Annotated in this window: 7 protein-coding genes; 6 read left to right on the top strand and 1 reads right to left on the bottom strand. The window is 71.6% G+C overall.

The features are described 5' to 3' along the window. Positions 1–104 precede the first annotated feature (104 nt). Both PZE19_RS28040 and PZE19_RS28035 read left to right on the top strand, forming a co-directional pair. Positions 105–1,460 (top strand): AAA family ATPase, encoded by a 1,356-nt coding sequence (locus tag PZE19_RS28040; protein WP_277863907.1) that lies wholly within the window; start codon positions 105–107, stop codon positions 1,458–1,460. Positions 1,461–1,485: 25 nt separating this feature from the next. Further along, complete coding sequence (locus PZE19_RS28035) at positions 1,486–2,331, top strand: HNH endonuclease family protein (protein ID WP_277863906.1); 846 nt, start codon at positions 1,486–1,488, stop codon at positions 2,329–2,331. On the opposite strand, the gene PZE19_RS28030 is transcribed toward PZE19_RS28035, so the two are convergent. Next, the gene (locus tag PZE19_RS28030; RefSeq protein ID WP_277863905.1) at positions 2,295–3,875 is read right to left on the bottom strand and encodes an ArnT family glycosyltransferase; all 1,581 of its coding nucleotides are present in this window, start codon (positions 3,873–3,875) and stop codon (positions 2,295–2,297) included. The genes PZE19_RS28035 and PZE19_RS28030 overlap by 37 nt on opposite strands. Positions 3,876–4,076: 201 nt before the next feature. Between PZE19_RS28030 and PZE19_RS28025 the strand changes: the two genes are divergently transcribed. The 4 genes from PZE19_RS28025 (at position 4,077) to gyrB (ending at position 12,809) form a co-directional block, all read left to right on the top strand. After that, on the top strand, positions 4,077–7,718 hold the full coding sequence (locus tag PZE19_RS28025; RefSeq protein WP_277863904.1) for an FG-GAP-like repeat-containing protein: 3,642 nt from the start codon (positions 4,077–4,079) through the stop codon (positions 7,716–7,718). Between the two features lie 794 nt (positions 7,719–8,512). Further along, positions 8,513–9,631: a DNA polymerase III subunit beta gene (gene dnaN, locus PZE19_RS28020; protein ID WP_277863903.1), complete on the top strand. Its 1,119-nt coding sequence runs from the start codon at positions 8,513–8,515 to the stop codon at positions 9,629–9,631. 52 nt (positions 9,632–9,683) lie between these two features. Beyond that, positions 9,684–10,004: a DciA family protein gene (locus tag PZE19_RS28015; protein WP_277863902.1), complete on the top strand. Its 321-nt coding sequence runs from the start codon at positions 9,684–9,686 to the stop codon at positions 10,002–10,004. Positions 10,005–10,247: 243 nt separating this feature from the next. Next, positions 10,248–12,809 carry a DNA topoisomerase (ATP-hydrolyzing) subunit B gene (gyrB, locus tag PZE19_RS28010; RefSeq protein WP_277863901.1) on the top strand — a complete coding sequence of 854 codons (2,562 nt, stop codon included), beginning with the start codon at positions 10,248–10,250 and terminating at the stop codon, positions 12,807–12,809. Positions 12,810–12,876: the final 67 nt, after the last annotated feature.

Here is a 12,876-nt window from a genome sequence, read left to right as displayed (position 1 = left end):
CCCGCGGCTCGCCCGTCGCGGCGGGGGATGTTAGAGTGACGATCGTGCGGCCGGGCCGGCTCCGGCGACGGCCGCCGTTCGGAATCCTCACGGGGTCATGGGCGATGTTCCTGCAGCGCCTCGTCCTGGAGAACGTGCGGGCGATCGAGTCGCTCGACCTGTCGTTCGCCGCCGTGGACGCCCCCGTCCGCAAGTGGACGTTGATGCTGGGGCAGAACGGCTGCGGCAAGAGCACCGTGCTGAAGGCGGTCGCCCTGCTGCTGGCCGGCAGCGAGGCCCTCCCCGAGCTGATCGGCGACCCGGATTCGTGGATCCGGCTGAAGGCCGACCGCTGCCGGATGGCCGCCGACCTCGTCACGGCCGAAGGCGAGACCCGCCACGTCGAGCTGAGCCTGAAGCGGGGCGACCACATCCGCCGGATCTTCGAGGACAACAAAGAGTCGCTCGACCGCCTGGACCGCGCTCTGGCCCACGCGGCGCGGAACTACCTGGTCGTCGGCTACGGGGTCTCGCGACGCCTGGGCGACCCGGGCGGGTCGTCGTCGGAGGTCTTCACCCATCCCCGGTCGCGGTCGGTGGCGACGATGTTCTCGAACGACGCGACGCTGAGCCCCCTCGAAACCTGGGCGATCGCCCTCGACTACGAGCGGGGCGAGGAAGGGCTGAAGATCGTCCGCTCAACCCTGGACGACCTGCTGCCGGACGTCTCGTTCGAGCGGATCGACAAGTCGGCGAGGAAGCTCCTCTTCCGGACTCCCGACGGCGTGCTCCCGCTCGACCAGCTCAGCGACGGCTACCAGAACGCGGCCGGCTGGTGCGGCGACCTCCTCTACCGGATCCTCCGGATCTTCGAGGATTACAAGAACCCCCTGTCGGCCCGCGGCCTGCTCCTGATCGACGAGATGGACCTGCACCTCCACCCGGTCTGGAAGCGCCGGCTCGTCGACTACCTGTCGTCCAAGCTGCCGAACTTCCAGATCCTGGCCACCACCCACTCGGCCCTGACCGTGCACCAGGCGGGCCCGGGGGAGCTGTTCGTCCTGAAGCGGGACGCCGAGCACGCCCCCCCGACGCTCCACGCCTTCGAGGGCGAGCCCCGCAAGTTGATGCTCCACCAGCTGCTCATCAGCCCGATCTTCGGCCTGGAGACGGCCGACTCGCGGTCGGTCGAACAGACGCGGGCGGAGTTCCAGGGCCTCCGCGACAAGCCGCGGAACCGCCTCACCACGGCCGAGCGGGCCCGCCTGCCCGAGCTCGAACGCGAACTGCTCGCCCTGCCCGACTGGGACGCGGCGAAGCCCGAAGAGGCCCAGCGACGCGAGCTGCTGGAAGACATCCGCCTGGCCTTGCGCGACGACGTCGATCGGAAGCCCGGCCGCGAGGGACGGCCGAAGCGCGGCGCGGCGACGAAGCCGCCCGGGACCAAGGCCAAGACCAAGCCTCGCCCCGGCAAGTCGTGATCCGAGGCCCTGGGGGACGCCGCCCGTGATCCGGCTCGCGCGCGATCGATCGGCCGGGCGCATCCACCCCGGCTTCCGGGGCCCGCTCCGCGTCGCCAAGATGCTGGCGCTGCTGGACGGCCACCTGCGGGACGACGCCCGGTTCCTGGACTCGTGGAAGGTCGTCAAGGACCAGCTCAGGGCCGAGTCCGCCGGCAAGTGCGCCTATTGCGAGGCCTCGACGGACGTCGTGGCCTACGGCGACGTGGAGCACTTCCGGCCCAAGAGCCGCTACTGGTGGCTCGCGTACTGCTACGAGAACTACGTGTTCGCCTGCCAGATCTGCAACCAGGCCTACAAGTCCGACCAGTTCCCCGTCCACGGCCCGGCCATGACGTGCCCGCCCATCCCCGCGGAGGCCCTCGGCCTGACGGAAGTGGAGCGGCGGGCGATCGCCGCGAGGCTCGCCCCAGACCCCCTCGACGACGCCGCGGGCCGTCCCAGGGCCGAGTTCCTCCGGGCGGCCGCGCGGGAGAAGGCCGGGCTCGTCGACCCCTACGTGGACGATCCCGAGTCGCTCTTCAAATGGGTCGCCGACCCGATCCAGCGCCGGGTGGCGATCGCGCCTCGGCACCCGAGGCGCGCGGCCTCGCGAAGGGTGTTCGAAGCGGCCGAGCGATGCCTCGGCCTGAACCGGGACGAGCTCCTCGGGCTCCGATACCGGAAGTACGCGGACCTGGAGACGTTCCGCCTCGTCCTCGACTCGGGGAAGTTCGAGGGCCTCATGCTCGATCGGATCAGTGCCCAGGTCCGGGCCATGACCGCCCCCGACGCCGAGTTCGCGGGGATGTGCCGCTACTTCGTGCGCGACGTCTGGAAGCTGGTCGTGTAGGCGGCCACCGCCGATTCGGGCCGGTTCGGACGCAGGCGAAAGAGGCGGAACGTTCGGTCCCAGCGAGCGGAGGGGCCGCGGGCCAGCGGCTCGACGTCGCCGGCCTCGGCGAGCGCGGGGAGGTCGCGGTCGCGGCCGAGCACGGCGATCGAGGGGGTGGCCGGCGTCGCGCCGGACGGCTCGCCGACGACCCACGTCGCGGGCCGCCCGAGGTAGTACAGCCGCACGGCGAGGTCGTGGGGGATCGGCCCGAAGGGAGTCGGATAGGGGTCGCGGTCCCAGTCGTCGTAGAGCAGGACGAGCGGCTCGTCGGGCCGGATCATGGGGGCGATGCGCTCGTAAAAGTCCGGCTCGGCGCCCCGTCGCTCCAGCATGGGCGCGACCAGGCCGAAGCCCAGCCCGTAGGCCGCCGCCAGGCCGGCGAACGTCGCGAAGGCCAGCCGCCGCACCCGCGCGGGGCGCCGTCCCATCAGGACCAGCCGATCCCCCAGCGCCTCCAGGGAGATCGCCGCCCAGATCGACCAGGGGATCATGGCGTAGATCGCGTAGTGCCCGTTGCGGCCGCCGGGGATCGAGACCAAAACCAGCGGCAGGATGGCCCAGGCCGCGAGCAGGCGGTCGCCGGCCGAGCGTCGCCGCAGCGACCGCCAGGCGCCGAGGATCGCGAAGGGCGTCCAGGGGAGGCCCTGGCTCAGCAGGTCGACGGCGTACGCGCCGGGCGTCTCGCCCGCGAAGACGCCGTGGCCGGTCCTCGGCCCGAAGCGGTCGGCGACGTGCATCAGCCAGAGCGACGCCGCCCCCGCCCCGTGCTGGCGCAGCATCGCCAGCGGCCAGGCGAGCGCCAGGGCCGCCGCGACGAGCCAGCCGGCCGGGAAGGCGAAACGCCGCCACGACCCGGGACGGCGGTCCCAGGCGAGAGTCCCGCCCGCCGCCGCCGCGATCAGGGCCGCGCCGAAGCCGATCCCCTTCGCCAGCGACGTCGTCCCGAGCAGGGCGAAGAAGGCCCACCGCCAGGCCGCGCGACGGCGGGGGTCGGATTCGTCGCCGTCGGCGTCGTCCGTCTCGCGGATGCGGTCGAAGGCGGCCATCGTCCAGACGAAGAGGCAGGCGAGCGTGACGTCGGCCTCGGCCAGCCGGCCCCGGAGCACGGCCCAGGCCGTCGTGGCCTGCACGGCGCCGGCCAGCAGCGAGACCGTCCCGCCGAACCGCCGCCGCGCCACGAACGCGACGCCCAGCGCCAGGCCCGTCGCCGCCAGAGCCGAGGGCAGCCGAGCCGCCAGCGGCGAGACCCGGCCGGCGACCGCGCCGGCGGCGGCGGCCATCCAGAAGGGGAGCGGAGGCTTCTCCAGCCAGGGCCGGCCGCCGATCGTGGGCTGCGACCAATCCCCCGATTCGAGCATCTCGCGGCCCCCCTGGGCCACGAACGCCTCGTGATACGACAGCCGCGACCCCGAGCCCAGCCCCGGCCCCAGGGCGACCAGGCAGGGCCCGACCAGCAGCAGCCACGCCGCCGGCCGACGGCCGGGTTGGGGGTTCGTCGTCATCCCAAAGTCTCCTTGCCCCAACGCCTTGCGCATCCTCCTCGGGCGGCGGGATCATCCGGGATCGTCGGCGACCTGTCAAGCCGGGGCTCGCGAGGGCCCGCTCCCGGGGAATTTCCGGCCCCGAGGCATCATTCGTCGGCTCATGTTCTAGGGTGATCCATGAGGCGCGGGGAGCGCGCCCCACTCCAGAGGATCCACCCCATGACGACGCGTCGACGGTCCCGCTTCAAGGCCTCCCTGGACGCGATGGAACCGAGGCTCTGCCTGTCCGCCGGCGTGGACGCCCTGAGCCTGGGCGACGTCAACGGCGACCAGGTCGCCGACTTCGCCGTCGCCGGCCACGCCGCAAACTCGACGAAGGTCACGATCTACAGCGGCTGGGGCCGGGCGGCGGACACCTCGACCGGCTACGCGCCGCTGCCGCTGGTCACGATCGAGAACCCGCTGGGCAAGAACGCCGGGCCGCTCGAGATCGTGCTGGCTGACCTGAACGGCGACGGCGTCTCCGAGCTGGTCGTCGCCTCGACCCGGAGTGCGAACGTCGCGGCGTGGGGCTTCCGCGTCCAGGCGACCTCGCCGTACAACGCGCCGGTCACGGCCCAGGTCCTGTCGGCCGCGAGCGTCCCGGCCGGGTTCCAGGGGGCCCGGGGCCTGGACCTGGCGTCGGCCGACGTGAACGGCGACGGCAAGGACGAGCTGATCGTCGGCCAGGCCGCGACCGGGGGCCCCGCGCGGACGGTCCGGGCGTACGCGTTCCAGGTCGGGACGTCGAGCTGGGTCGAGGCGAAGCGCTACGACCGTTCGCCGATCTCGACTCGCAACGGCGTCAGCCTGGACGCCGGCGACGTCACGGGCGACGGCGTCGCCGACCTCGCGATGGCCTCGAAGGCCGACGGCCGCGTCGCGGTCTACGACGGCGCGCTCGACCGCTGGGTCTGGACGACCAAGCCCTTCAGCGCCCGCTCGGGCACGGCCCACGTGGCCGTCGTCTCGTCGGAAAACGCCGGCGGTTCGATCGTCGTGACCGGCCTGGCCTCGCGCGGCGGCGCGAGCCGGGCGGCGATCGTTTCCTACGCCGACGGCAAGGCCCGCACGTTCCAGCCGGCCGCCTCGCCGGGCTCGGGGACGCTCGTCCCGATGGGCGCGGGCTACGTCTATCAGCGGAGCACGCTCAAGGAAAAGGACGTCGACGGCAAGGAGAAGGCCGCGACCAGCCCCGGTCCCGTCACGCCGACCGTCTTCTTCGCCTCGACGGGCGGCGACCGGGTGGTCGTCCAGGGGTTCGGGGCCGACCTCTTGCCGAGCAAGTCCGCCGACGACCTCCACGTCGAGCCCCTCGGCGACTCACTCAAGGCGGCCTTCCACCCGCTCCAGGGGCGCGGCGGGGTCGCCGGCGGCGGGGGCGAGGACGTGGCCCTGGTCGCCTATCCCAGGATGACGTACACGTCCCCCTACCGCATCGACCTCTCCTCCGCGCCCAGGGGCTTCGACAAGGGGCTCTGGGACCGCACCATCTCGGCTCCCTCGGGCGACGGCTGGGGGCCGGGCCGAAACGCCAACGACCCGCCGACCGTCCCCCAGGGCGCGTCCAACGACTGGCTCCGCGAGCGCGTGATCGCCGCGTACATGAGCGCGCTCGGCGTCGATTACCAGCATCATTACGACCCGACCTGGCTGCCCACGCAGGGGAGCGCGTGGAACGTCGCCTCGACGGTCGCCTACCAGAGCCAGGGGGTCGACTGCACGAATTTCACCGCCTGGGCCTACGCCGACGCCCTGGGCGTGACGATCGACAGCAAGACCACCGACCAGGCGGCCATCTCCGCTTCCACCCCCGGAAACACCGTCATCCCCGCCTCGCTGGCCGACCGCGTAGCCATCCAGACCATCGACCACTGGACCAGCTACGACGACCTGGTCTCCCAGCTCCTGCCGGGCGACATCCTGATCATCGACGGGAACGACCAGGACCGCTCCCAGGCGACCCACGCCATCACCTGGCTGGGCGACTACGGCAAGGACGCGAACGGCCTGGACAGGCACCTGATCATCGACTCGACCGGGATCACCCCGGATCACATCGACTCGAACGGCCGCGTCGTCCCCGAGGGCGTCCAGATCCGCCCCTTCGGCGCGCCCGGGACGCCCAACGAATGGTACTTCAACCACGTCGGCCACGTCCTGCGGCTCATCAAGGCCGACGCCACGGCCGTCGCGCCGATCGCCGGCAGCGCCCTGCCCACGGTCGCCGCCGACGCCGACCTGAAGGCGCTCAAGGCCGACGAGGTCGTCGACGCCCTGCTCGTCGTCCGCCGCCGGGCCGACTCGGCGAGCCGGCCGTCGCTCGAATCGCTGGCCGCGAAGCCGCTCGACGAGCGCCAGCCCCTCTCGCGCGAGGACTTCGCCGCGCAGTACGGGGCCGACCCCGCCGACGTCGCCGCGGTGACGAAATGGGCCGAGGGCCAGGGCCTCAAGGTCGACTCGGTCGACCTCGGCACCCGCTTCATCCGCGTCTCCGGCAAGGTCCCCGACCTGGAGGACGCCTTCGGGAGGAAGCTGTACAAGGGCCAGGGCTCGGCCGACGGCCCCTGGGTCTACAATGGCGAGATCGGCGTGCCGATCGCGCTCCACGACGTGATCCAGGGCGTCTTCAGCGTCGCCCGGCCCGACGACTCGACCGGCGGCGACTCCACGCCCGCGGCGCAGGCGGACGACACGACCGAGGGCTACACCCCGGCCCAGGTCGCCGACCGCTACCAGTTCCCCGACGCGACCGGGACGGGGCAGACGGTCGGGATCATCGAGGTCGCGGGCGTGATCGACGCCTCGGCCCGCGAGGACTTCCGGGCCTACTTCGACCACCTGGGCCTCCCCACGCCCGACATCACCACCGTCGGCCGGGGGACGCCGGCGGGCGACGACGAGATCTACCTGGACGTAGAGGTCGTCGGCGCCCTCGTCCCCGACGCCAGGATCGTCGTCTACTACGCCGGCGGCGGCCCGGGCGACTTCTTCCGGTCGATCCAGGAGGCGATCCACGACGCCGGCCGCAAGATCGACGTCCTCTCGATCAGCGACTCCATCCCCGAGCCGTACCTGTCGTCGATGTACCTCGACGTCGCCAACCAGGCGTTCCTGGACGCGGCGGCGATGGGGGTCTCCGTCTTCACGTCGGCCGGCGACTACGGCTCCTCGCGGCACATCGCCGACGGCCTGGCGCACGTGGAGTTCCCCTCGGCCAGCCCCTGGGTTACGTCGGTCGGCGGCACCACGATCGCCCGGGGGGCGCAGATCGACGAGGAGGTCGTCTGGGACACGTACACGATCCAGGACGGCTACCTGATCGGCGACAAGGGCTCGACCGGCGGCGGCGTGAGCCAGCACTTCGCGACCCCTTCGTACCAGGCGGGCGTCGACGGCGGCCTGGACCCGACCTCCGTCGACCCGGGCCACCCCACCGGCCGCGGCGGCCCGGACGTCGCCTCGATCGCCGATCCGCAGACCGGCATCCTGATCCGGGCCCGCGGCAAGTTCCTCCACGACGGCGGCACCAGCGCCGGCGCCCCGGTCTGGTCGGCGCTCGCCGCCCGGATCAACCAGCTGCTGGGCCGGAACGTCGGCTTCTACAACACGCTGCTCTACGGCCCGCTGGAGGGGACCGGGTCGACCCACGACGTCACCGTCGGCGACAACGTATCCAGCCACATCGACCTGGAGGGCAAGCAGATCCCGACCTACCTCGGCTACGACGCCCACCCGGGCTGGGACATGACCACCGGCTGGGGCAGCCCCGTCGGCGGGACCCTCCTCGATTCGCTGAGGAAGCTCCTCCGGAAGCCGTGACGCCGGGCCGCGCCCGACAGTCCGGGCAATCGCCAAAGGGGCCGCACGAGGGCGCAGTCGAAAGGACCGCCAGACTCGGGCGCAGACCGCCCGTCCGCCGAGATCCGATTCTTCGAGGCCTCGACGGGCCGTTTCCACCCTGTCGACGACCTGTGGATAAGTCGGGATCGGCCGCGCGCCGAATCGGCGACGATCCACAGGCCCCGTCCCGGGCGTTCGGCGGTCGTGCACCCTCATGAACCTCGGCGCGCGGGTCGTCCACAAAGTCGTCGACCGGGTTGTGAACAGGTCTCGGTTGCCGTTGTGTTCGAGTAAGTCTTTTGGTATGCTGGACTTCGTCGGGCGCCCTCGAAGTTATCCACAGCCCGTCCGCCGCACTGTGATTATTACGGCGGTGAAGCTTTCTCTCTCATGACAATCAGGCAGACGCCGGGTCGCGCCCCCGGCCGACCGGGTCCCTTCCCGGGTCGAGACGCGTCGCCCGCCCTCCGCGGCCCCGACGCGAGGCTTGCCGCGACGTGTCCGGGGGGAGGTCGCCCCGGGGTCCCGCCGCGTCCTTCAATCCCGGCTCGTGGGGCTTCGCCGGGGTCCTGGTCGTGGTATGATGGAGCCGGAATGAACCTTCGACGGGAGCGGACGCGGGCGGCTCGGTTCGATCCCCCCTTCCCCGCCCGACGTCAGGCCGCGGCCGCCCGAACCGGCGAGCCCCCCGACGTCGGTCCGCCCATCAACCTTTCGGCCCGTCGGGAGCGGTCGAGGCCGAGCAACGCAACGTCCCAGAACGAGGCACGCGCATGAGGGCTATGTGCAATCGCGAAGGACTGCTCGCCGCGTTCAACATGGTCAGCGGCGTCGTGCCCGCGCGGAGTCCCAAGCCGATCCTGCAGAACGTCAAGCTCAGCGTCGACGCCGAGGAGGGCTCGGTCCTGATGGGGACCGACCTCGAGGTCGGCATCCGGCACAGGGTGCTCGGGGTCAAGGTCGAGGAGGCCGGATCGGCGATCCTGCCGACCGCCAAGATCGGCCCGATCCTCAGGACCAGCGGCGACCAGGACCTCCTGCTGGAGACCGGCGACGAGCACCTGCTCGTCCGCGGGGCCCGGTCGAGCTTCAAGCTCCCCCTGGAAGACCCGAGCCTCTACCCGGAGGTTCCCGATTTCGCCGCCGATCGGTATCATGTGATCCTGGCGGGCGACCTCAAGAAGCTGATCCGCCGCACCGTGTTCGCGACCGACCTGGAGAGCGCCCGCTACGCCCTGGGCGGCGTCCTCGTCGAGCTGAAGCCCGACGGCATGGCGATGATCGGGACCGACGGCCGCCGGCTGGCGAAGATGGTCGCCTCGGCCCAGGTCGAGAACGACCCGCCCGCGCCCTCGGGGACGCCCGTGATCCCGGTCAAGGCGCTCAAGCTGATCGAGCGGAACCTCGTCGACGACGACCTGCTCGTCCACCTGACGATCCAGTCGGGCGCGGCGGTGCTGGTGCGGACCGAGGGCGCCGTGATCTACAGCCGGCTGGTCGAGGGCCGCTTCCCGCGCTACCAGGACGTCTTCCCCACGACCGTCGAGACCCGGGTGCCGATGACCGTCGGCCCGCTGCGGCTGGCCGTCGAGCAGGCCTCGATCGTCACCAGCGACGAGAGCCGGGGCGTCGACTTCCAGTTCGGCCCCGGCGCCCTGAAGCTGTCGAGCCAGGCCGCCGACGTGGGCTCGGCCCAGGTCGACCTGCCCCTCGAATACCAGGGTAAGACCGTCGAGATCACCTTCGACCCCCGGTATTTGCTCGACGCCCTGAAGACCCTGGACGACGAGGCCGAGATCACCGCCGAGCTGATCGACGCCAAGAACGCCGCCGTGTTCAAGACCCTGGACCAGTACACCTACGTCGTGATGCCCCTGACCCGAGAGCGCTGAGCGAGCCGGGCTTCGGAAAGCCCGGGACCCCTTCCCAGGACGCCTGACCCGCATGCCCAACCCCGAACATCGCGGCCCCCGGCCCCTGTCCGACGTGCTCGGCGAGCTGTTCGCCCTGCGCGGCTACGGCCGGATCCACGCGATGCTCGCCCTGCAGGCCGCCTGGGACGCCGCGGTCGGCGAGGCGTACCGGGCCCGGACCCGCCTGGGCGAGGTCCGCCGCGGGACGCTGAACGTGACCGTCGACCACCCGGCCCTGCTCGAAGAACTGTCCGCCTACCGCAAGGGGGAGCTGCTCCAGGCCCTCCGCGACGCCTGCCCCGGCTCGAAGATCGAGGACCTGCGGTTCCGGATCGGGTCGGTGGATTCGTGAGCTTCGGGGGCGTCTCGGGATCCGAGGGCCGACGCCTCCCCCCCTCCCCCCGCTGGGGCGGATGAGGGCCGTCGGGATTCGCAGAGCCCGCCGGTTCGCGAGGGCGTCGGCCGCCCCGAAGCGCCGCGAGCCCGAGCCGGCCCGGCGGGCCGCCGCATCGCCTTGCATGACATCGATCGGAACGCCGCAGGGACGCGGGAGGAAGGACGCCCGGAGGACGGGACGAACCGAGGAAACGCCGCGATGGATTTGACCAAGAACGACGGCATCGACGCGACTGTGATCGAGGGCGACGCGGTCGTCGGGGGCGAAGGCTCCTACACCGGCGCCAACATCCGCGTGCTCGAGGGGATCGAGGCGGTCCGCAAACGCCCCGGCATGTACATCGGCGACACCACGTCGCGGGGGCTCCACCACCTGGTCTACGAGGTGGTGGACAACTCGATCGACGAGGCGATGGCCGGCTACTGCAAGAACATCCAGGTGACGATCCACGCCGACGGCTCGGCGTCGGTCGTCGACGACGGCCGAGGCATCCCGGTCGACGCCCACGGCGACTCGGGCAAGAGCACCCTCGAGATCGTGCTCACCAAGGTCCACGCCGGCGGCAAGTTCGATCACGACACGTACAAGGTCTCCGGCGGCCTCCACGGCGTCGGCGTCACGGTCGTCAACGCCCTCTCGGAGTGGCTCGAGGCCGAGGTCCGCCGCGACGGCCAGGTCTGGCGACAGCAGTACGAGCAGGGCGCGGCGCTGGGGCCGGTCAAGGTGCAGGGGGCCACCAAGACCACCGGCACCACCATCCGGTTCCTGCCCGACGCCTCGATCTTCCAGGCCTCGATCGAGTTCTCGTACGACATCCTGGAGAAGCGGCTCCGCGAGCTGAGCTTCCTGAACCGGGGCGTGCGCATCCGCCTGACCGACGAGCGCGGCGAGGAGCCCCGGTCCGACGAGTTCTACTCGTCCGAGGGCCTGAGCGAGTTCGTCGCCTATCTCAATCGGGCGCAGACGCCGTTCCACCAGCCGGTCGTCTTCATGGGCCGCGACGACGAGCGGGCCGTTGAAGTCGAGGTCGCCATGCAGTACAACGACTCCATCAGCGAGATGGTCGTCTCGTACTGCAACAACATCAACACGATCGAGGGCGGCACCCACCTCACCGGCTTCCGCGCCGCGCTCACCCGGACGCTCAACCAGTACGCCAAGGCGGCGAGCAGCGCCAAGAGCAAGGACCTGAGCATCACCGGCGAGGACTTCAAGGAAGGCCTCACGGCGATCGTCAGCGTCCGCGTGCCGGACCCCCAGTTCGAGGGCCAGACCAAGACCAAGCTCGGCAACGGCGAGGTCGAGGGGATCGTCACCCGGGTCGTCAACGAGAAGCTGGCCGAGTACCTGGAGACGAACCCCGGGACGGCCAAGAAGATCGTCGCCAAGGCCCAGCTCGCCGCCGAGGCGCGCGAGGCGGCGCGGAAGGCCCGCGAGCTGGTCCGCAACCGCAAGGGCGTGCTCTCCGGCGGCGGCCTGCCCGGCAAGCTGATGGACTGCACCACCCACGACCAGGACTCCAGCGAGCTCTTCCTCGTCGAGGGCGATTCGGCCGGCGGGACCGCCGAGGGGGGCCGCGACCGGATGTACCAGGCCATCCTCCCGCTGCGGGGCAAGATCCTCAACGTCGAGCGCGCCCGGCTCGACCGCGTGCTGGGCAACGAGGAGGTCCGCAACATCATCACGGCGGTCGGCAACGGCATCGGCGAGGAGGAGGAGCCGGGCAAGAGGCGCTACGGCAAGGTCGTCATGATGAGCGACGCCGACGTCGACGGCTCGCACATCCGCACCCTGCTGATGACCTTCTTCTACCGCCAGATGCCCCGCCTCGTGGCCGAGGGCCACCTGTACGTCGCCCAGCCCCCGCTGTACATGCTCGCCGGCGGCAAGAAGGAACGCCGCTACGTCCACACCGAGGAGCAGATGCAGGGGATCTTGATGGCCGCCGGCCTGGCCGACGCGGTCCTGGTCCCGGCCGACGCCCCGGTCGCGGCCGACGACGCCGGCCCCGCCTCGCGCCAGGGCGCGGTCGACGGCGAGCGGCTCAAGCACCTCGTCGAGCTGGGGGGCGCGATCGAGCACGGCCTGCGCACCTTCGGCCGCCGCAACCGCTCGCTGCGGGAGTTCCTCAAGTTCGCCCACCCGGCCGGCGACGCCCAGGCCGACCCCCGCGCCGGGCTCCTGCCCCTCTACCTGGTCGAGGACGAGCACGGCCGCGAGGCCCCGTTCTGGACCCAGGAGGAGTTCGACGCCGCCCACCCGACGAAGCCCGAAGCCGACGCCGACGCCGAGCCTGCATCCGCCGCCCCGGCCGGCCCCGCCGCGGCGCACCGGGTCCACGAGTTCCTCGAGGTCAAGACGATCAATAAGCACCTGGCGAAGCTGCGGGACGAGTTCGGCCTGCGGGCCGAGGCCCTGCTCGCTCGCGAGGTCACCGGCGACGACCCGCCGCCCCGCTTCGTCCTCCATCGCGACGGCGAGGACCACCCCCTGCTCGACCTCCGGTCGCTCGCGCCCACGATCCGCAAGCTGGGCGAGAAGGGGATCAAGATCACCCGCTTCAAGGGCCTGGGCGAGATGGACGCCGAGCAGCTCTGGGAGACCACGATGGACCCGTCGCGGCGGACGCTGATGCAGGTCCGGCTCGACGACGTCGCCGCCGCCAACGACCTCTTCACGACCCTGATGGGCGACGACGTCGAGCCGCGCCGGAACTTCATCGAGAAGCACGCGCTGGAGGTCAAGAACCTCGACGTCTGAGGCGGGGCCGCGCCCGGCTCGCGGCGCGACGGGCGGGAGCGGGAACGAGGACGAGGAAAACCTGTTC

Origin of the sequence: Paludisphaera mucosa (genome assembly GCF_029589435.1) — a bacterium.
Lineage (GTDB): Bacteria > Planctomycetota > Planctomycetia > Isosphaerales > Isosphaeraceae > Paludisphaera > Paludisphaera mucosa.
The sequence above is the reverse complement of the archived record's forward strand: the minus strand, read 5'-3'. Positions and strand labels throughout refer to the sequence as shown.